The following is a 19,004-nucleotide window of genomic DNA, read 5'->3' as shown; positions in this document are numbered from 1 at the left end:
AAAGGGATAACTATGTCCCTTGGTGACAGGCTCCTTTTGTATTTCCAAAAATTGAAAGTAAAAATAATGAAATGAATCGAGAGGTGGAATGATAGTGAAGAGTTAATATGGATACCGATAATTTAGCTAATAACCAAAAGGGTTGGTATCTCAGAAATAAGGAGGTTTTGTTTTGTCTTTTCTACACTTGGCGATTGTAGCACCATTAATCCTATCAATTTTTATCCCACTATTTTACAGAACATTTCGTCAAATACATACTGGGTGGTTTGTGTTACCTTTACCGATTTTATTGTTCGGCTATTTTCTCACTTTTCTGCCGGAAACAATGAGTGGGACATCATTTATTAAAATGATTAACTGGATTCCGTCTTTAGGAATTAATTTTACAGCAAAAGTCGACGGACTTGGTCTTTTATTTTCCCTGCTTATAACAGGGATTGGGGCATTGGTTGTTCTATATTCCATCTATTACCTAGCAAAGAATAAAGAAAAGCTCAATCACTTTTATGTATATTTACTTCTCTTCATGGCTGCCATGCTGGGAGTTGTCTTATCGGATAATTTAATTGTGATGTATGCATTTTGGGAGTTAACTAGCTTTTCATCTTTTTTATTAATTGGTTACTGGTACGAACGAGATAAATCCCGCTATGGTGCACAAAAATCAATGCTTATTACAGTATTTGGCGGACTTGCCATGCTAGGGGGAATCATCCTTCTTTACATTATGACTGGAACCTTTAGCTTCACCGAAATTATGTCTCAAGCAAATGAAATTTTTAACCACTCATTATTTGTGCCTGCATTACTTTGTATTTTACTTGGTGCTTTTACAAAATCTGCACAATTTCCATTCTATATTTGGCTTCCTGATGCTATGGAAGCTCCTACGCCAGTTAGTGCTTATCTACACTCGGCGACGATGGTCAAGGCAGGAATATATTTGGTAGCACGTTTTACACCTGTGTTTGGAGAACATATTCTATGGTTCTGGCTTGTTTCAGGTGTCGGAATACTGACCATGATATGGGGTTCTGTATTTGCCGTGAAGCAAACCGATTTAAAGGCGATATTAGCCTTTTCTACAGTCAGCCAATTAGGACTTATCATGTCATTGCTTGGTGTTGGAGCAGCGGCCCATCATTATGATTTTTTGGATGAAAACATCTTTACGGTAGCTGTAACAGCGGCTATTTTCCACTTAATCAACCATGCAACCTTTAAAGGAAGCTTGTTCATGGCAGCTGGAATCGTCGATCATGAAACAGGTACGAGGGATATACGTAAATTGGGCGGTTTAATGCACTTTATGCCAATCACGTTTACAATATCTATTATTGGTGCATTCTCAATGGCAGGACTTCCTCCCTTTAATGGTTTCTTAAGTAAAGAGATGTTCTTTACAGCAATGGTTCATGTAACCGAAATGGATATATTTAACCTCGAAACCTGGGGGATATTATTCCCAGTGCTGGCTTGGATTGCCAGCATCTTTACCTTTATATATAGCATGATTCTTGTTTTTCAAACCTTTACAGGTAAATATCATTCGGAAAAATTTGATAAAAAACCGCATGAAGCGCCTATTGGATTGCTGATTTCACCGATAATATTAGTTTCACTAGTGATTATTTTCGGTTTTTTCCCAAATTTATTATCTGATAGTCTAATCTCACCAGCAATGTCCTCGATTCTTCCAAGTCTTCTAGAAGCGGGGGAAGAATTTAAGGTTCATATTTCCTTCTGGCATGGTCCTACAATTGAATTGTTTATGACACTTGGTGTAATTATTTTAGGATTAGTTCTATATAAAACACATTCTAGATGGAAAAAAGTCTATAAAGGTATTCCAGAGAAGCTTGCTCTTAATCGATTCTATGACTTTGTATTAGAAGGATTACAATCAGTCTCCTATAAACTGACAAATACTTATATGAATGGTTCAATTAGGTCGTATCTTGTATATATATTTGCATTCTTCATAATAATTCTTGCATCCACCCTTATAGGAAAGAATGCCTTTACGTTTAGTACAAGCAATGTATCTTCGATAGGAGTATACGAAGTCGCCCTAGCCATTCTTGTTGTTTTGGGGTCGATTTGTATTCTATTTGCTAAATCAAGAATGACTTCTATCATTCTGCTTGGTGCTGTTGGTTATACTGTTTCTCTATTTTATGTTCTATTTAGAGCTCCTGATTTAGCTTTAACTCAACTTGTTATCGAAACAATTTCTGTAGCATTATTCTTGGTTTGCTTCTATCATTTACCGAAATTAAGGAAGTTTGAGACAAGGATGAGATTTAGACTAATTAATGCTCTCATCTCAGTTGGAGTTGGTGCCATTGTAACCTTAATCGCACTTTCCGCTCATAGCAGTAAGCTATTTGACTCTATATCAAAATATTATGTGGAGAATACGTATACAGAGGCTGCCGGCAAAAACATGGTAAACGTAATTCTCGTTGATTTTCGCGGCTTTGATACTCTTTTTGAAATCACAGTATTGGCGATTGCTTCATTAGGAATCTTTGGCATGATCAAATTAAGATTGAACAGGAGGAAAGAAGGTTGAGAAAAACAAACAATATTATACTTGAAACAGCCATAAAAGTTCTTCTTTTCTTTATTGTCCTGTACTCAGTCTATATTTTCACTGCAGGCCATTATTATCCCGGTGGAGGGTTTATAGGAGGTTTAATGACAGCCGGTGCGATTGTACTTCTTTTAATTACCTATGATATTAAAACAGTTGAGGAGTTATTGCCAGTAAACTACCGGATTCTCACAGCGATTGGGCTGCTATTTGCAATTAGTACAAGTGCAGGTTCTCTCCTATTTGATGTCCCGTTTTTAACTCATGCATTTGGAGATGTTCAATTACCGATTCTTGGTGAATTATCACTTCATACAGCAACACTTTTTGATTTAGGAGTTTACTTTGTTGTTGTGGGAGTTACGATGACCATTATTCAAACGATAGGGGAGGATGAATAATGGAAATATTAATGGCATTTGTAATTGGTATTCTATTTATGACCGCCACCTATTTAATGCTTTCAAAAAGTCTATTACGCATTATTGTTGGTACTGGTCTATTAAGCCATGGTGCTCATCTCCTTATTCTAACCATGGGTGGACTCAAACGAGGAGCTGCACCAATTCTAGGGGGGAATGAGGAGAGCTATACAGATCCATTGCCTCAGGCGTTAATTTTAACAGCAATTGTTATCAGCTTTGGTGTGACAGCATTTTTCTTAGTATTGGCTTATCGATCCTATCAAGAGCTGGGAACAGATAATGTAGAAGAAATGAGGGGAACAGAGAAAGATGACTAACTTAATCATTTTACCTATATTAATCCCCTTATTTACTGGGGTAATATTAATTTTTCTGAATAAAAGAATCACCGCTCAGCGAGTTGTTGGAACGATTTCTTCAATAGGTACAATTATTGCAGCTTGGTTAATTGTACAAAAGGTACGGATAGATGGAATCCAATCCCTCAATGTCAGCAGCTGGGACGCTCCATTTGGGATAACTTTAGTATCTGACATGTTTTCAGCACTCTTAGTACTCACAACAAGTATTATTTCGTTTGTATGTTTCATTTACTCCTTTAAATCGATAGGAGAAGAACGTGAAAAATATTACTTCTATGCTGTTTTTAACTTTTTATTAGTAGGAGTAAACGGGGCGTTTACAACAGGAGATATCTTTAACCTATTTGTGTTTTTTGAGGTTATGCTTATGTCTTCATATGTTTTGTTAGTACTTGGAGGAACAAAGATTCAGCTAAGAGAATCCATTAAATATTTACTTGTCAATGTCATTTCATCAGCGTTATTTGTTATTGCGGTTGCCTATTTATATTCTGTAGTCGGGACGTTAAATATGGCGCATATTTCTGCTAGAATAAATGAAATTAGTGTAAATGGGATGCCAGGGATCTTAACGGTTATTGCTGTCTTGTTTTTAATCGTTTTTGGTTTAAAAGGAGCCATTTTCCCACTCTACTTTTGGATGCCGGGATCCTATTATGCGCCGCCTGCCCCTGTATTAGCTCTTTTCGGTGCTTTATTGACAAAAGTAGGAGTCTATTCGATTACAAGAACGTATACGCTTTTCTTTTATCATGATATAGACACTTTTGCTCTTCTCTCCATTCTAGCGATTCTGTCAATTGTGTTTGGTGTTATTGGTGCAATTGCTTACTGGGATATCAAGAACATCATTATTTATAATATCATTGTTGCGGTAGGTGTTATCTTATACGGGATTTCCGTCTTGAACACGGCTTCCATCACAGGTGCTGTTTACTATTTGATTCACGATATGCTTATAAAAGCAGCCTTATTCCTGTTAGTAGGAGTTGTCATTTCCATTACGGGAACTAGTAATTTAAGAAATTTCAGCGGGCTAATTACCCGTTACCCAGGTCTTGGCTGGACTTTCTTTATTGCTGCTCTGGCTCTCGCAGGAATTCCGCCGTTGAGTGGATTTGTTGGAAAGCTCCTTATTGTGCAAGGAGGGTTTGAGGGGGGGAGCTTTATTGGCGGCTTCATTACACTGATGTCCAGTTTACTCGTTCTTTTTTCGGTTATGAAAATCTTTATTAACGGTTTTTGGGGAAAGGACCGCACATACCGCGGAGAGGAAAAAGCACCTGTAAAACAATTGCTTATTGCTCCTGTTATTTTAGTAGTGATTTCAGCTCTATACGGAATTGGTTCTGAATCCATATTGCCGTATATTACGCAGGCAGCAGATACCTTATTAGATCCTAATATCTATATCAATGCTGTCTTAAAGGAGTGAAACGTTTTGGCATTTCAAATTTTATTGAATGTGGTGTTAGCCTTTTTATGGATGTTTATTAAGGTTTCCTACGATCCCATTAGTTTTATAAAAGGCTATATTTTTGGACTCGTTATTATATTCGTGCTTAGGCGTTCCTTTGGCAGCCGGTTTTATTTATTTAGATTATGGTCCTTCATAAAGCTGATTTTTATTTTTATCAAGGAACTCATTTTGTCCAATATAGCCATTGTAAAAGTTGTTCTGAAACCTAAATTAGATATGAGACCAGCTATTTTTGCAATGGACACGGAACTAACGAGGGATTGGCAAATCACACTTCTTTCTAGTTTAATTACCTTAACTCCAGGTACATTAGTGATTGATGTTTCAGAGGATAATAGAACCCTTTTTATTCATGCGATGAATATTGGGGAAGTAGAAGATGAGATTAACAGTATTAAGAATTCCTTTGAAAAGGCTATTTTGGAGGTGAGCAGCTAATGCTTGAAATCATTATTCGAATAGCTTTGTTACTCTGTTCTATTTCGATGCTAGGATTAATTTATCGTGTAATAAAAGGTCCCAGTACAGCAGACCGAGTGATTGCATTAGATGCTATTGGTGTGAATCTTGTTGCCATAACAGCATTGATATCAATTGTTTTAAGCTCTCATGCTTTTCTCGAAATCATCCTATTAATTGGTATTCTTGCCTTTATCGGAACTGTGGCGTTTGCTAAGTATTTGGAAAAGGGGGTTATTATCGAACGTGAGCGTAATCATTGATTTTCTCATCGGATTTTTTATCTTAGTTGGATCCCTATTTTGCCTGATTGCTACTATTGGAGTGATTAGACTCCCTGATGTTTATACGAGGAACCATGCCGCCTCAAAAGCTGCTACATTAGGGGTTATGTCTATTCTACTGGGAACTTTTCTATACTTTTATGCACTTGAAGGTCATTTTAATTCCAGGCTTATCTTAGGCATTATCTTCCTTTTTATGACTTCTCCTATTTCAGGTCATTTAATTAACAGGGCAGCCTATAATTCAGGAGTGAAACTTTGGGACAAAAGTGTAAGAGATGACCTTAAAGAATATAATAAAAAAATAATGAAGAAGTCATCTGTAGATTAATATCGAAAAAAAAGTGTTCCAATGATTGATTGGAACACTTTTTATTTTTATTTAGAACCTATAATCCGAACATATTCCCTAGGCTTAAAGGGCTCAAATAATTTCCATTGGACATTAGATATCTCGGTGTTTAAATTCGTATTCATCGGAGTATTTTCATTATTCATCGGAACTACATTCAAATTATTAATTTGTAATTCCATATTATTAACATTAACTTCCCGATGATTTTGCAGTTGTGCCTGCAGTAACCAAGCTGATGAAAATAAAAGTGAAAATATTGATAAACACACTCCGATTTTTATTTTCATTTTGTACAAACACCTCCCATTAGGATTAGTTTGTACAAAATTAAGCCATTATAAAAACCCTCTATGGATTTTTCCGGTTTAAGAAGCAGATTTTAGAGTTTTAGGTGTTGATTTACTTCCAACCATTTTTAATCCAACAATAAAGCGAATGGTGAAGATGACGGCAGCAGCTATAATAAATATTCCGCAAAGAGCTCCTACTTGGTCGGAAGCTGTCCATTGTGGCAAATGCTCGGCCCATCTACGCGGTGCACTGATTTTTCCTGCATATAAGAATGAACCTGCTAAACCGGTAAAGAAAATAAAATAGGTGAAAATCGCAAATTTATCATAACTATTTTGTTTCTGAGTTCCTTCGGTTTTATTAAAATAATACATAAATCCGAAAATCATCACAACGACGCCCATCCCCATATATGTATGGAAGTGACCTGGAACCCATTTTGTGTTATGCATAACATGATTGACAACAATGGTTGAGTCAATAATCGCAGGTACTGCACCGGCAACCCAGCCAAACATCGCCAAAAACATCATGCTTGATGCAAAGTCCCATTTAATTGCAGAGCGGTAGACAATCATTAACGCACCATATGCTGTAACAACCATAACAGGAAGACCGTTTGCATATGAAAAAACTTGACCGACAATTAACATCCATTTTGGTACGGCAAAATCCATAAGCAAGTGGTGTGTATAAATCATTAAAGTAAACAGTGTAGAACAATTCCAAGCAATCAAAAATGCCTTATTTGATTTCCAAGGACGTTGGGTATACTTCGATAGAATTTCATATACAGCGATAACGGCCATGTAGATGGTACAGTTTGCAAAAATATGTCCAAAAGCATAGGTTAAATGCTTAGCGAGCATTGGGTCAATACTGATCGCTGGATTGATAATATTTAAAATTGAAGCAACCAGAACATAAGCACCTGCAAGAATGGCAATAGAATTCGTGATGATGACCATTGTTGTAGCAACTGCAGCAGGTGGAGGACCATAGCCTTTTTTTCCTCCGAAAATATAATCCCAGCCAAGAGTCTTATGCAATCCGCCATATTCTTTTGTTAATCTAGCAGCTAAGTAGAAGTACATTACTAAATACCCAATACCTAATGCCAGCATTCCAAATAAGAATAATAACGCACCTAATTTACCATATAGATTTGCTGAATAAGCTGGAAGCGGGAATAGGAAGGTCCAGCCGTCTGAAAAGTTAAAACCAAAAATAGCGGTCAGGATCATGACAACCCCAATCAAAGACAATATTAAATTAGCGAAAAATACTTTTGAATTTAGATAGATATGTTTTGATAGGAAGTACCACATAATGGCACTGCCTCCTAAAGCGGCAATTCCAATCATCCCTGTTCCATGTATGGTCATAATCTTATAGAAAAACTGTGGTGATATTTTTACCACATTCCCCTGATTTAATAACATCATGACTCCAAAAATCATCATTAATACAAGAACAACGGAGGTAACCATTAAGGCTAAAGCAACGCCTTTATTATTAATACTACGAGCTTCAGTGATCATGGTCATTTCCTCCTTTTGCTTTGACAATTATGTCTTTCATCATCACGTGATGTCCGACACTGCAATATTCCAAGCATAATATTTTATACGTGCCTGGTTTGTCAAACGTAATCGTGAGCGTATTCGTGTATTCCGGCATTGCCTGTGTTTGGGCAATTAATTCTAACTCCGGGTCATAAATACCGAATCCGTGAGTAACATCTTTACTTGTTACTCGAAATTGAATCTCTTCTCCAACTGTAAAGTCTTCATCACTGAACTCCCATGCGTATTGCAGTCCAGCCACCTCAACAACCTTTGCGTGCTCTTTAGCAGCCGCATGTTGGTTATGGTATGGAAGCTTGCTCAGTGACATAGCTGAAGCAAACCCCATTACTGCGAGCAGCCCCAGAAAATAAAATTTTCGAATTTTGTAGCCCTTTTCTTGTATCGGTCCATATTCTCTTAATCTTCTCGATTCCCCGTACACAATAGCAAATGCCAAAGCAAGAAGAAAAACGAGAAATAAGGTGACGTACCATGCAATTGATTGGTACATATATATCCCCCCCAGTTAAATTGATTAAACAAGTAGTCCCCCAACCACATGTTTAATTCCAATTAACATTTTAATCTACAATTTGTGAATAAAAAGTGAAATAAATCATACCCTTCCTAACAAATCCTTCCTGAGACTAGTTCTTTATAGCTATCTTTTTTTTAACCCCCAATAATGTCCACTAGGGTACGAATACTTTGGTAAATAAACAATGGAGGTTAGATATGAAAACAACAATGATTGATATCGATAAGTTACTAGATTCTACTGAAAATCTAACATCTGAGAAAATCACAAATAAATTAAAAAAGATTGAAATTGATAAACTATTAGCTCAAACACAAGATTGGTCAAGATAAATTGAGAAATAAAGGAAAGAAGCTCTCGGAATAACCGGGAGCTTCTTCTATTTTTGATAAAAAATCTAAATAAGTAGGTCAAAGAAATTTGTCGCTTTAAAGCGAAAAAATAATTTTGGGTAATTCTATTGCTTTTAGGGCAAAAAAATACTAGAATAACTTTTATAATATAATAAATCTTTAGAAAATTAGAAAATGAGTTTTAGGGGGATGAACAATGAAAAAGCGTGTAAAAGTAGTATCCTTCGCTTTAGCAGGGATGATGATGCTTGCTGGGTGTGGCAGTAAGGAATCCACAGGCGGAACGGAAAAAGAAGGGGAAAAAGTATTTAAAGTTGGTATTTCTCAGTATGTATCACATACATCGTTGGATGAGGCCACAGAAGGATTTAAAAAGGCATTAAAAGATAAAGGCATTAACGTAGAGTTTGACGAGCAAAATGCCCAAGGTGAAGCGGCAAATGTCCAAACCATCTCTAATAATTTTGTTGGGGATAAAGTCGATCTCATTTTTGCAAATGCAACTCCTAGTGCAACGGGTGCATTGAATGCAACAAAGGAAATTCCAATTATCTTTACATCGGTTACTGACCCAGTCGGTGCTGGATTGGTGAAGGCATTTGACCAGCCTGGTGAAAATATTACCGGTACAACAGATAATCATCCTGAAGGAACAGCAAAGACGATTAACTTCATTACCGATGAGGTAAAAGCAAAGACAATTGGTGTCATTTATAATTCAGGTGAACAAAACTCTGTAGTTCAAGTGGAAGAAGTGAAAAAACTTGCAGAAGGCAAAGGTGCTAAGCTTGTAGAGGTTTCTGTCTCAACCTCTGCTGAAGTGAAACAGGCATCTGAATCATTAGTTGGTCGTGTCGATGCTATCTATATTCCTACAGATAATACAGTTGTCTCTGCTCTTGAATCCGTTATTTCAGTTGCAAACGACAAAAAGATCCCTCTGTTCGTGGGTGAGTTAGATTCAATGAAAAAAGGGGCAGTTGCTGCGAGCGGTTTTGAATATTTCGATATTGGATATCAATCAGGTTTAATGGCTGCTGAAATTTTAAGCGGGAATAAGAAGCCTTCTGAAATTCCAGTAGAATTACCAAGCAGCTTAACGCTTGTTATTAATAAGAAAGCTGCAGAAGCACAGGGGCTTGAAGTGAAAGAGGAATGGAAAGACCTTGGAGAGTTTTACGAAGGCGAATAATAAACATAGGCAATGCTGGGAGTCAGCCGCTAAAATGGTTGACTCCTTAATGCCTGTATATGGAGTTATATAACTAAGAACAAAGACTTTAAGAAAGGATGATCTCAATGTTTACAGCCATATTTGGATCATTTGAAGCAGGTATCATCTACGCGATTATGGCACTGGGCGTCTATCTTTCCTTTCGTATCCTGGATTTTCCGGATTTAACGGTAGATGGGAGTTTTGTTACAGGAGCAGCGTTATCAGCAGTCTTAATTGCTGGTGGGGTTAACCCGTTTTTAGCCACAGTAATGGCATTATTTGCAGGATTTGCAGCAGGGTGTATGACCGGGCTGCTACACACTTTTGGAAAAATTAATAATTTGCTATCTGGTATTTTAATGATGATTGCACTTTATTCTATTAATCTTAGAATCATGGGAAGATCAAATATACCGCTATTAAATACGGAAACTTCTTTTACACAAATCGGTACCTTTTTCGATAGTCTGGGTATAGATTCTTTCTTTAACAGTCTATTAACGATGGTTGGTCTGGGAGACAGCCTTCCTGGTACATGGGGAATTTTAATTTTTATGATTATTGTTACCTTTGTAATTAAATTGTTTACAGATTTATTTTTACAAACGGAAATTGGTCTTGCTTTAAGAGCGACTGGAAACAACAAACAGATGATTCGCAGTTTCTCTGCCAATACCAATCTCCTCACCATCTTGGGGCTTGGATTATCCAATGCACTAGTAGCTTTTTCGGGTGCCCTAATCGCACAGCAAGGTGGTTTTGCGGATGTGGGTATGGGAATAGGAATGATTGTTATCGGTTTAGCCTCTGTTATTATTGGTGAAGCCTTATTTGGTACTAAGTCGATTTCAAGGGCGACTCTAGCGGTTATCGGAGGAGCCATCATCTACCGTATTGTTGTTACTCTTGCATTAAGGGTGGAATTCCTAGATCCTGGTGATATGAAGGTAATCACAGCATTAATTGTTATCATTGCCTTAACTGCACCAAAATTAATTGAACACTCTAAAGAGAAAAAGCGCAAAGCCAAGAGAAGACAAGAAAAGCTGAATATGTTACAAGCATCGGCTGAGCGAAAGGGTGAGAACCATGCTGCACTTAAATCAGATTCATAAGATTTTTAACGAAGGTACTCCTGATGAAAAAATTGCAATCGACCATGTGAATCTAACCTTGAATCCAGGCGATTTCGTTACGGTAATAGGCAGTAATGGAGCAGGGAAATCGACCTTAATGAATATTATTTCTGGAGTTTTAATTCCAGATGTCGGTGATATCTATATTGATGGTAAAAATGTAACCACGATGTCGGAATATAAACGGTCGAAAATGATCGGACGTGTTTTCCAAGACCCAATGGCAGGTACAGCTCCTAGTATGACGATTGAAGAAAACCTTGCTATGGCTTACTCTCGAAATAAAACGAGAACCTTCAATAGGGGAGTCACTAAAAAAAGACGTGATTACTTCCGCGAGGTTCTTGAATCCTTACATCTAGGCTTAGAGAACCGGTTAAGTGCAAAGGTAGGATTGTTATCTGGCGGAGAACGGCAGGCACTATCGTTGTTAATGGCTACCTTCACAGAACCCGCCATTTTACTTCTCGACGAACATACTGCTGCGCTTGATCCATCGAGAGCCGAATTAATAACCAACCTAACACGTGAAATTGTTGGCAAGTACCAGCTTACCACCTTAATGGTTACCCACAATATGCAGCAAGCCATTGATCTCGGTAATCGGTTAATTATGATGGATAAAGGTCAAATCATCTTGGAAGTCGATGCAGAAAACAAGAAAAATTTAACGATTGAAGGATTATTAGAGGAGTTTAAAAGAATTCGCGGTGTACAAATGGCCAGCGACCGTGCGGTTTTGTCCTAACTCCATATAGAAACAGCCTTATAAAAGGGGTTGTTTCTTTTTTTTTGTACAAAACTTTACTACTCAAAAGCGTTATTGCTTTACCGGCCGCTCTTGATGGGACGAGTTAGTATCACGTAATATATATTCTGAATATTATTAATTAAATGATAATAGGAGGAATATAAATGAAAGAAAAACGTATAAAGGCAGAAGACCTTGCTAACGATTTTTTCCCGGTTAGGGATGTTGACTATATCGAAATTTACACAAATAATGCGAAGCAAGCCTGCCACTTTTTTTGCACCGCATTTGGGTTTAAGCCTGTTGCATATTCCGGTCTTGAAACAGGGAATCGTGAAACCGTTTCCTATGTTCTCCAGCAACGAAATATTCGTCTTGTTCTCACTGGTTCCTACAAGGAAGATACACGAGTTGCTCAGTTTGTAAAAAAACATGGTGACGGTGTAAAGGACGTTGCACTTTTAGTTGATGATGTTGATAAGGCTTATACCGCGGCTGTGGAGCGTGGAGGGATTGCCCTTATACCTCCATTTGAGTTGAAGGATGAAAAGGGGACTATTAAAAAGGCCGTTCTCGGTACATATGGAGACACCATCCATACGTTAGTAGAACGAAAGAATTATCAAGGTGTTTTTATGCCGGGATTTGATCCGTATTCCGTCTATTTGCCAATTGAGGATGCTGGCTTGATTGGTATTGACCATGTCGTTGGTAACGTTGAACGGATGGAAGAATGGGTTGAATATTATGCAAAGGTAATGGGATTTGTAGAGATGAAGCATTTCACAGATAAAGATATTACCACCGAGTATTCAGCGTTAATGTCGAAGGTCATGCATAATGGCGGTAGAATTAAGTTTCCGATTAATGAACCAGCAGAGGGGAAACGCAAATCCCAAATTCAGGAGTATTTAGAATTCTATAATGGCCCTGGTGTACAACATCTTGCGATCCTAACAGAGGACATTGTCTCGACTGTAGCTATTTTGAAAAAGAATGGGGTTGAGTTCTTAAATACACCTAGTACCTATTACGAGGATTTGGGACAGCGAATTGGCAAAATTGATGAAGAAATAGAGAAGCTCCGTGAATTAAATATTTTAGTTGACCGTGATGATGAGGGCTATCTGCTGCAGATTTTCACTAAGCCGATTGTCGATAGACCTACGTTATTCGTGGAGATTATCCAGCGTAAGGGTGCACGAGGTTTTGGTGAAGGGAACTTCAAAGCTTTATTTGAATCGATCGAAAGAGAACAGGCTCGGAGAGGTAATTTATAATAATTAGAAATATTTTAAAGGGGAAAAAGGGAGAGGGTGCCTCTCCCTTAAAAGAGTTTGATAGGAAAGAGGTGCAAGAATAATGGAAGTGTCACCAGACACGCTTGAATGGAGAGACGCCTATAAGCTGCTAATTGGCTCGATACTGCCTCGTCCGATTGCCTTTGTGTCAACCATAGATGAAAACGGTAATGCCAATGCTGCTCCCTTTAGTTTCTTTACCGCTATTTGTGCTGATCCGATGCTCATCTGTTTTTCACCGATGAGAAGGGGAAGTGATGGAGGAAAAAAAGATACCCTTTTAAATATTGAAAAAACAAAGCAATTTGTAATTAATATCGTTAGCGAGAGTATGGCGAAGCAGATGAATGATTGCGCAGTTGAATTTGCTCCTGAAGTAGATGAACTAGAGGTAACAGGGTTAACAAAAGAGCCTAGTCGAGTGGTGAGGGTACCGCGTATAAAAGAATCTCTTGTGCATTTGGAGTGCGAACTCTATCAGGTGTTGGATTTTGGTGACCAGGCTGGTGCTGGAAGTCTAGTTATTGGTAAGGTTTTAAATATTCATGTAGAGGACGATTTATTTCATAAAGGGCGAGTGGATACAGAAAAACTTCAGCCGATTGGCAGAATGGCAGGTAATACTTATACCAATCCATTAGGAAAAACGTTTGATATTATTAGGAAATAGAAATTAGGTGACTTTATGAGATTCGTAACCTTTGAAAAACGTGATGGGACAGTACGATCAGGAGTGATGTTAGAATCTGACCTAGTTGTAGATATGAGCGAAGCTACTGGCGGAAGTCTGCCTGAAAAACTGATAGATTTTCTAGAGCAAAGTGAACACAATATGGTATCTGCTGAACAACTCTTACAACTTACTGACGGAGATAAAGGGGTTTATCCCATACATGAGGTTAGGCTGATTGCGCCACTGCCAGCACCAAGAAGCTTCCGTGACTTTTATGCTTTTGAACAGCATGTAAAATCTTCCAGAGAGAACAGAGGTCTTGATATGATTCCGGAATGGTACCAAATACCTGTTTTTTATTTTTCTAATCACCTGGCGATTAAGGGACCTGAAGACAACATCTCTAAGCCAATCGAATGCAATTGGCTTGATTATGAGCTTGAGGTTGCTTGCATCATAGGGAAAGAGGGGCGTAACATCAAGGCTGATAAAGCTGAGGATTATATTTTTGGTTATTGTATCCTTAATGATTGGAGCGCGCGGGACCTTCAAAGACAGGAAATGAAGGTAGGATTAGGCCCAGCAAAGGGAAAGGATTTTGCAACCTCAGTTGGACCCTGGATTATCACCAAGGATGAACTCGAGGGCCTAAGATCAGGTAAAGGCTTTGATATTTCCATGAAGGCTAAGGTTAATGGTGTGCTTCTTTCTGAAGGGAATATGAAGGATATCTACTATTCGTTTGGAGAAATGATTGAGAGGTCCTCAGCGGGGGTTACGCTCTATCCGGGGGAGATGATAGGTTCTGGTACAGTTGGGACAGGATGTATCCTTGAACTCGGTACAGAGGTACATCGTTGGCTGCAGCATGGTGACGTGGTTGAAATCGAGATTGATAAACTCGGAGTGTTAAAGAATTCAATTGTGAATGATTGAAACGAGGTGAAATTATGTTTTATCGGCAAATGGGAAGGATTCCTCATAAGCGTCATACGATGTTTAAAAAAGACGATGGAAGTCTCTACCGTGAGCAAGTAATGGGTACACGGGGCTTCTCAGGAACACAATCAATTCTTTATCACCATTACATGCCAACCGAAGTACTAAAAGCAGAACTGATTGGCAGCTATTTGCCAGATTATGAGGAGCAAAAGTCGTTAAAGCACCGACTTTTTTTGACAAATAAGACTGTCAAAAAGGGGGATGCTCTTTCAGCGCGGGAATATATTTTAGGAAATAATGATTTATTAATTGGTACAGCTGCTGTTAACGAGCCAATGAAGAGCTATTACCGAAATGGTGATGGAGATGAAATGTTGTTTGTGCACTATGGCTCAGGCAAGCTTGAGACCATGTTCGGAACGATATCCTATCGACCGGGCGATTATCTATTAATACCAATTGGAACCGTTTATCGGATGATTCCAGATGAGCAGGAAGAAACAAAACTATTGTTTATAGAATCCTTTAGCCAGATTACAACACCTAGAAGATATCGAAATGAATATGGTCAAATGCTCGAGCACAGTCCGTTTTGCGAACGTGATTTTCGTGGGCCTGAAAAATTAGAGTCCTATGATCAAAAGGGAGAGTTTGAGGTAGTAACGAAATCGCGGGGTACGCTGCATTCTCATCTATTGGGACATCATCCTCTTGATGTCGTTGGCTGGGATGGATACTTGTACCCATGGGCATTTAATGTCGAGGATTTTGAACCAATTACGGGGAGAATTCACCAGCCGCCGCCTGTTCATCAAACCTTCGAGGGGAATAACTTTGTAGTATGTTCCTTTGTACCTAGATTGTTTGACTACCACCCTGAAGCTATCCCTGCTCCTTATTACCATAGTAATGTGAATAGTGACGAATTACTTTATTATGTAAAAGGTAATTTCATGAGCCGCAAAGGGGTACAGCTTGAGTCCATTACGCTTCATCCGAGTGGGATTCCGCATGGTCCTCATCCTGGAAAGACAGAGGCAAGTATTGGAAAAAAGGAAACACTTGAACTTGCGGTAATGATTGATACCTTTCATCCACTCAAAGTGGTTAAGAAGGCAAGTGAGATTGAAGATCCTTCTTATATGTTTTCATGGGTGGAAAAATAAGGAATAAAATATTTTAAACAATCCAATCATAGAATATTGGGTTGTTTTTTCTTAAGGAATAATCATATGATAAGCATTTAATTGTTAGTAAGTGATAGTATTAAATAAAGACTTAAACATTGGAGGTGAAAATCATGAACTTTGACTCTATTCTATCGAAACTAAAAAGCCATACGCCTACCATTTTAGGCAGCGAGAAATTTTCTAAATTTGCGGTTATGGTGCCACTTATTCAAAAAGAGGATGGTATTCATGTCCTGTTTGAGATTCGGTCCCTACAGCTGAGAAGACAGCCTGGAGAAATTTGTTTTCCAGGAGGGAGGATTGACCCGCAGGATATAGATGAAAAAAGTGCAGCAATTCGTGAAACAATTGAGGAATTAGGTATAAGTAATGAGAATCTATCGAAGGTATATCCACTAGACTTCATGATTTCCCCTTTTGGAATGATGATTTATCCCTTCGTAGCGATGATTGCAAGCCCCGAAAAAATCCAGCCAAATCCTGCAGAGGTAGGAGAGATTTTCACGGTACCGTTAACCTATTTTATTGAAAATTCCCCGGATATTTATCATATTCATTTTAAGGTAGAACCTGAGGAGAACTTTCCATTTGATTTAATTGTTGGTGGTGAAAATTATAATTGGCGGACCAGATCATTGGATGAGTACTTTTACCTTTATGAGGAGAAGGCGATTTGGGGACTTACAGCTAAAATCCTTTCACACTTTATTGAAATAATGAAACATTGAAAATATCCTTGGCTAATTAAAGTGAAATTATCCTTGATAATTTCACTTTTTTCTTTTTTTGTCCTCCCCAGAAACACAAATGTCTTTTTTGGGAAGAAAAAACACTTGATTATTTTCTGAATAGCGATAAAATTAAAATTATACTTTTTTGGGATAGGTGATGTTGTGATGAAGGTTGTAAAGTTTGGAGGATCCTCTTTAGCGTCAGGAAAACAAATCGAAAAGGTTTTTCAGATTGTGATGTCCGATCCTGAGCGGAAAGTAGTGGTTGTGTCTGCTCCAGGTAAGAGGTTTTCTGAGGATGAGAAGGTAACGGACTTGTTGATAGAGTGCGCTGAACAATGTCTACAAGATAGTAATCCAAAGGAAAAGTTTAACGCCGTTATGTCAAGATATTCCTCCATTGCAGCAGAGTTAGCTCTCCCGAATGATGTAATTAGTGAAATACATCACGATTTATCAGAGAGACTAAATGGAGATAGAAGTAAGCCTGACCGTTATATGGATCTTGTAAAAGCGAGTGGTGAGGATAATCATGCTAAATTAGTTGCGGCTTACTTTAGGGAGCAGGGAGTAGAAGCTACTTATGTAAATCCGGGAAAAGCAGGGCTGTTTGTAAGTGACGAGCCAGGTAATGCACAGGTTTTACATGAGTCGTATGAGAATTTATTTTCACTTCGTGAAGTTCCAGGAATCATAATTTTCCCAGGGTTTTTTGGCTATAGCAAAGAAGGTGATGTATTCACCTTTTCACGGAGCGGCTCCGATATAACGGGATCCATTTTAGCCAACGGTATTAAAGCGACTTTATATGAGAATTTTACGGATGTGGATGCGGTATTTTCTGTTAATCCAAACCTAGTCCATAATCCGAAGGAAATTAAAGAGTTAACCTACCGAGAAATGCGGGAACTATCCTATGCTGGATTTACGGTTTTACATGACGAAGCACTCGTACCAGCTTTCCGTGCAGGAATTCCAGTTCAAATTAAGAATACGAACAATCCAAGTGCACCTGGAACGAGAATTGTCTATGCGCGTGATAATACGAATGGACCTGTTGTAGGTATTGCTAGTGATAAAGGGTTTTGCAGCATTTACGTCAGCAAATACTTAATGAATAGAGAGATTGGTTTTGGACGAAGGCTTTTAAGTATTTTAGAAGAATACGGGCTTTCTTATGAACACACTCCTTCTGGGATTGATGATGTGTCAGTTATTTTAAGAGAAGCACAGCTTGATCCCGATATGGAAAATGAAATTGCCTGGAGAATTGAATCTGAGTTACACTCGGATGAAGTGAAAATTCAGCACAGCCTTTCGCTCATTATGGTCGTGGGTGAGGGAATGCGCCGGAATGTCGGTACCATGGCGCGTGCATCTAAAGCATTATCGAAGGCAGAAGTTAATATTGAAATGATTAATCAAGGCTCCTCTGAGGTAAGTATGATGTTTGGGGTAAAAGAAGTTGACGAAAAAAGAGCAGTTCAAGCGCTGTACGATGAATTTTTCGCAGCAGTACCCGTTTAATAGAAAAAGCAGTCTAAAATTTACATTTTCAGACTGCTTTTTTAAGCATTTCTGCATTAATTCAGATATCTGCAATAAGTATCTTTTCATGTTAATTGAGGAAATTCTTGTTTGTTCTTTAACTTAATCTTCGTTCTAACCCCAGCCCAAAGTGCAATAATCAGCCCTCCGCCGGTATCTGAGATTAAATCGATCATGGTATCGTCATTACCTCCGCCTTGTAACGTCATATTGAAAAATTGATCAGAGCTAAATTCATAAATTTCCCATAAGACGCCGCCAAATGCAGCAAAAGATAAGGTGAAAAGGAAAATAATCCAAGGAGATATTTCCACTTCTGCATCTCGGTGAACCAATCTTTCATATAAAGCGATTCCAGAAAACGCAAGAATTGCTCCACTTAGAAAATGCATAAACGTGTCCCACCAGCCAAGACCATACCAGCCTTGAATTGATCCGAAATATTGTGAACCGACCAAGAAAAGTAAATAGGAAATGACAATAGGCAAATTAAAATGGAGCTTTGTAAATAGGGCGAGTAGAAGGGGAACTGCTCCACAAACCATCCCCCCAATGGCAATGGTTGATTTAAAGGATTCCTCTGTTGAACGAAAATGAAAAAATAAATATGCCATAAAAGCTACATAGAGAAGACTGAGCAAAAGGACAAGCTTTCGATTCATTATTTTCACCTCAGATAGAATACGGATTACTATGATTATGCCCGCTACAACTCAATCTCACCCAAAGATTTCAAAAACTAAAGTAAATATTCATCATACGACCTATATGTAGGATCTTAAAAGTTGAAAAGTCTCAGGAA

Annotated in this window: 21 protein-coding genes; 17 read left to right on the top strand and 4 right to left on the bottom strand. The window is 38.2% G+C overall.

Going from position 1 to position 19,004, the window contains the following annotated elements; genetic code table 11:
• Positions 1-172 precede the first annotated feature (172 nt).
• The 7 genes from MLOOGBEN_RS15235 to mnhG are packed head-to-tail and all read left to right on the top strand — an operon-like array spanning position 173 to position 5,940.
• Entirely contained in the window at positions 173-2,578 is a 2,406-nt protein-coding gene (locus tag MLOOGBEN_RS15235; RefSeq protein WP_179159121.1) for a Na+/H+ antiporter subunit A, read from the top strand.
• Entirely contained in the window at positions 2,575-3,000 is a 426-nt protein-coding gene (locus MLOOGBEN_RS15230; RefSeq protein ID WP_179159120.1) for a Na(+)/H(+) antiporter subunit B, read from the top strand. The genes MLOOGBEN_RS15235 and MLOOGBEN_RS15230 overlap by 4 nt, the downstream gene beginning before the upstream one ends.
• Complete coding sequence (locus MLOOGBEN_RS15225) at positions 3,000-3,341, top strand: Na(+)/H(+) antiporter subunit C (RefSeq protein ID WP_179159119.1); 342 nt, start codon at positions 3,000-3,002, stop codon at positions 3,339-3,341. Before MLOOGBEN_RS15230 ends, MLOOGBEN_RS15225 begins: the two co-directional genes overlap by 1 nt.
• Positions 3,334-4,821, top strand: coding sequence for a Na+/H+ antiporter subunit D (locus tag MLOOGBEN_RS15220; protein WP_179159118.1), 1,488 nt, complete (start codon positions 3,334-3,336; stop codon positions 4,819-4,821). The genes MLOOGBEN_RS15225 and MLOOGBEN_RS15220 overlap by 8 nt, the downstream gene beginning before the upstream one ends.
• A gap of 6 nt (positions 4,822-4,827) precedes the next feature.
• Positions 4,828-5,304, top strand: coding sequence for a Na+/H+ antiporter subunit E (locus MLOOGBEN_RS15215; RefSeq protein WP_179159117.1), 477 nt, complete (start codon positions 4,828-4,830; stop codon positions 5,302-5,304).
• On the top strand, positions 5,304-5,588 hold the full coding sequence (locus tag MLOOGBEN_RS15210) for a Na(+)/H(+) antiporter subunit F1 (RefSeq protein WP_179159116.1): 285 nt from the start codon (positions 5,304-5,306) through the stop codon (positions 5,586-5,588). The genes MLOOGBEN_RS15215 and MLOOGBEN_RS15210 overlap by 1 nt, the downstream gene beginning before the upstream one ends.
• Positions 5,572-5,940, top strand: a complete 369-nt coding sequence (gene mnhG / locus MLOOGBEN_RS15205; protein ID WP_095249674.1) for a monovalent cation/H(+) antiporter subunit G — start codon at positions 5,572-5,574, stop codon at positions 5,938-5,940. Before MLOOGBEN_RS15210 ends, mnhG begins: the two co-directional genes overlap by 17 nt.
• A gap of 47 nt (positions 5,941-5,987) precedes the next feature.
• Here the strand turns inward: mnhG and MLOOGBEN_RS15200 are convergent, their stop codons facing one another.
• The 3 genes from MLOOGBEN_RS15200 to MLOOGBEN_RS15190 form a co-directional block, all read right to left on the bottom strand.
• Complete coding sequence (locus tag MLOOGBEN_RS15200) at positions 5,988-6,251, bottom strand: hypothetical protein (RefSeq protein WP_179159115.1); 264 nt, start codon at positions 6,249-6,251, stop codon at positions 5,988-5,990.
• Between the two features lie 78 nt (positions 6,252-6,329).
• Complete coding sequence (locus MLOOGBEN_RS15195; protein WP_179159114.1) at positions 6,330-7,796, bottom strand: cbb3-type cytochrome c oxidase subunit I; 1,467 nt, start codon at positions 7,794-7,796, stop codon at positions 6,330-6,332.
• Positions 7,786-8,334, bottom strand: a complete 549-nt coding sequence (locus MLOOGBEN_RS15190) for a cupredoxin domain-containing protein (protein WP_179159113.1) — start codon at positions 8,332-8,334, stop codon at positions 7,786-7,788. The genes MLOOGBEN_RS15195 and MLOOGBEN_RS15190 overlap by 11 nt, the downstream gene beginning before the upstream one ends.
• A gap of 224 nt (positions 8,335-8,558) precedes the next feature.
• Here MLOOGBEN_RS15190 and MLOOGBEN_RS29280 point away from each other — a divergent pair, with 224 nt between their 5' ends.
• The 10 genes from MLOOGBEN_RS29280 to MLOOGBEN_RS15145 all read left to right on the top strand — a co-directional run bounded on the left by MLOOGBEN_RS29280 (position 8,559) and on the right by MLOOGBEN_RS15145 (position 18,181).
• Positions 8,559-8,693, top strand: coding sequence for a hypothetical protein (locus MLOOGBEN_RS29280; protein ID WP_256989115.1), 135 nt, complete (start codon positions 8,559-8,561; stop codon positions 8,691-8,693).
• A 217-nt stretch (positions 8,694-8,910) separates the two neighbouring features.
• A complete protein-coding gene (locus MLOOGBEN_RS15185) occupies positions 8,911-9,906 on the top strand; it encodes an ABC transporter substrate-binding protein (protein WP_179159112.1) in 996 nt (331 codons plus the stop codon).
• A 107-nt stretch (positions 9,907-10,013) separates the two neighbouring features.
• Complete coding sequence (locus MLOOGBEN_RS15180; protein WP_179159111.1) at positions 10,014-11,045, top strand: ABC transporter permease; 1,032 nt, start codon at positions 10,014-10,016, stop codon at positions 11,043-11,045.
• Positions 11,020-11,814, top strand: a complete 795-nt coding sequence (locus tag MLOOGBEN_RS15175; RefSeq protein ID WP_179159110.1) for an ABC transporter ATP-binding protein — start codon at positions 11,020-11,022, stop codon at positions 11,812-11,814. Before MLOOGBEN_RS15180 ends, MLOOGBEN_RS15175 begins: the two co-directional genes overlap by 26 nt.
• 167 nt (positions 11,815-11,981) lie before the next feature.
• Positions 11,982-13,097 (top strand): 4-hydroxyphenylpyruvate dioxygenase, encoded by a 1,116-nt coding sequence (hppD, locus tag MLOOGBEN_RS15170; RefSeq protein ID WP_179159109.1) that lies wholly within the window; start codon positions 11,982-11,984, stop codon positions 13,095-13,097.
• 82 nt (positions 13,098-13,179) lie between these two features.
• The gene (locus tag MLOOGBEN_RS15165; protein ID WP_179159108.1) at positions 13,180-13,788 is read left to right on the top strand and encodes a flavin reductase family protein; all 609 of its coding nucleotides are present in this window, start codon (positions 13,180-13,182) and stop codon (positions 13,786-13,788) included.
• A gap of 15 nt (positions 13,789-13,803) precedes the next feature.
• Positions 13,804-14,727: a fumarylacetoacetate hydrolase family protein gene (locus MLOOGBEN_RS15160; protein WP_179159107.1), complete on the top strand. Its 924-nt coding sequence runs from the start codon at positions 13,804-13,806 to the stop codon at positions 14,725-14,727.
• Positions 14,728-14,741: 14 nt separating this feature from the next.
• On the top strand, positions 14,742-15,899 hold the full coding sequence (locus MLOOGBEN_RS15155) for a homogentisate 1,2-dioxygenase (protein ID WP_179159106.1): 1,158 nt from the start codon (positions 14,742-14,744) through the stop codon (positions 15,897-15,899).
• A 134-nt stretch (positions 15,900-16,033) separates the two neighbouring features.
• The gene (locus MLOOGBEN_RS15150) at positions 16,034-16,651 is read left to right on the top strand and encodes an NUDIX hydrolase (protein WP_179159105.1); all 618 of its coding nucleotides are present in this window, start codon (positions 16,034-16,036) and stop codon (positions 16,649-16,651) included.
• Between the two features lie 168 nt (positions 16,652-16,819).
• Complete coding sequence (locus MLOOGBEN_RS15145; protein ID WP_179159104.1) at positions 16,820-18,181, top strand: aspartate kinase; 1,362 nt, start codon at positions 16,820-16,822, stop codon at positions 18,179-18,181.
• A gap of 86 nt (positions 18,182-18,267) precedes the next feature.
• Here MLOOGBEN_RS15145 and MLOOGBEN_RS15140 read toward each other — a convergent pair whose 3' ends face one another.
• Positions 18,268-18,864 (bottom strand): DUF2238 domain-containing protein, encoded by a 597-nt coding sequence (locus MLOOGBEN_RS15140; RefSeq protein ID WP_179159103.1) that lies wholly within the window; start codon positions 18,862-18,864, stop codon positions 18,268-18,270.
• Positions 18,865-19,004 lie beyond the last annotated feature (140 nt).

The sequence above is a fragment of the Bacillus sp. EB106-08-02-XG196 genome (genome assembly GCF_013396335.1).
Lineage (GTDB): Bacteria > Bacillota > Bacilli > Bacillales > Cytobacillaceae > Neobacillus.
The sequence above is the reverse complement of the archived record's forward strand: the minus strand, read 5'-3'. Positions and strand labels throughout refer to the sequence as shown.

Excerpts from the sequence above, each read along its gene's own strand:
- MLOOGBEN_RS15180 (WP_179159111.1), top strand. The coding sequence starts at position 10,014 with ATGTTTACAGCCATATTTGGATCATTTGAAGCAGGTATCATCTACGCG.
- MLOOGBEN_RS15145 (WP_179159104.1), top strand. The coding sequence starts at position 16,820 with ATGAAGGTTGTAAAGTTTGGAGGATCCTCTTTAGCGTCAGGAAAACAA.
- MLOOGBEN_RS15165 (WP_179159108.1), top strand. The coding sequence starts at position 13,180 with ATGGAAGTGTCACCAGACACGCTTGAATGGAGAGACGCCTATAAGCTG.
- MLOOGBEN_RS29280 (WP_256989115.1), top strand. The coding sequence starts at position 8,559 with ATGAAAACAACAATGATTGATATCGATAAGTTACTAGATTCTACTGAA.
- MLOOGBEN_RS15210 (WP_179159116.1), top strand. The coding sequence starts at position 5,304 with ATGCTTGAAATCATTATTCGAATAGCTTTGTTACTCTGTTCTATTTCG.
- MLOOGBEN_RS15185 (WP_179159112.1), top strand. The coding sequence starts at position 8,911 with ATGAAAAAGCGTGTAAAAGTAGTATCCTTCGCTTTAGCAGGGATGATG.
- MLOOGBEN_RS15195 (WP_179159114.1), bottom strand. The coding sequence starts at position 7,796 with ATGATCACTGAAGCTCGTAGTATTAATAATAAAGGCGTTGCTTTAGCC.
- MLOOGBEN_RS15140 (WP_179159103.1), bottom strand. The coding sequence starts at position 18,864 with ATGAATCGAAAGCTTGTCCTTTTGCTCAGTCTTCTCTATGTAGCTTTT.
- MLOOGBEN_RS15220 (WP_179159118.1), top strand. The coding sequence starts at position 3,334 with ATGACTAACTTAATCATTTTACCTATATTAATCCCCTTATTTACTGGG.
- MLOOGBEN_RS15225 (WP_179159119.1), top strand. The coding sequence starts at position 3,000 with ATGGAAATATTAATGGCATTTGTAATTGGTATTCTATTTATGACCGCC.
- MLOOGBEN_RS15155 (WP_179159106.1), top strand. The coding sequence starts at position 14,742 with ATGTTTTATCGGCAAATGGGAAGGATTCCTCATAAGCGTCATACGATG.
- MLOOGBEN_RS15150 (WP_179159105.1), top strand. The coding sequence starts at position 16,034 with ATGAACTTTGACTCTATTCTATCGAAACTAAAAAGCCATACGCCTACC.
- MLOOGBEN_RS15175 (WP_179159110.1), top strand. The coding sequence starts at position 11,020 with ATGCTGCACTTAAATCAGATTCATAAGATTTTTAACGAAGGTACTCCT.
- MLOOGBEN_RS15200 (WP_179159115.1), bottom strand. The coding sequence starts at position 6,251 with ATGAAAATAAAAATCGGAGTGTGTTTATCAATATTTTCACTTTTATTT.
- MLOOGBEN_RS15190 (WP_179159113.1), bottom strand. The coding sequence starts at position 8,334 with ATGTACCAATCAATTGCATGGTACGTCACCTTATTTCTCGTTTTTCTT.
- MLOOGBEN_RS15160 (WP_179159107.1), top strand. The coding sequence starts at position 13,804 with ATGAGATTCGTAACCTTTGAAAAACGTGATGGGACAGTACGATCAGGA.
- hppD (WP_179159109.1), top strand. The coding sequence starts at position 11,982 with ATGAAAGAAAAACGTATAAAGGCAGAAGACCTTGCTAACGATTTTTTC.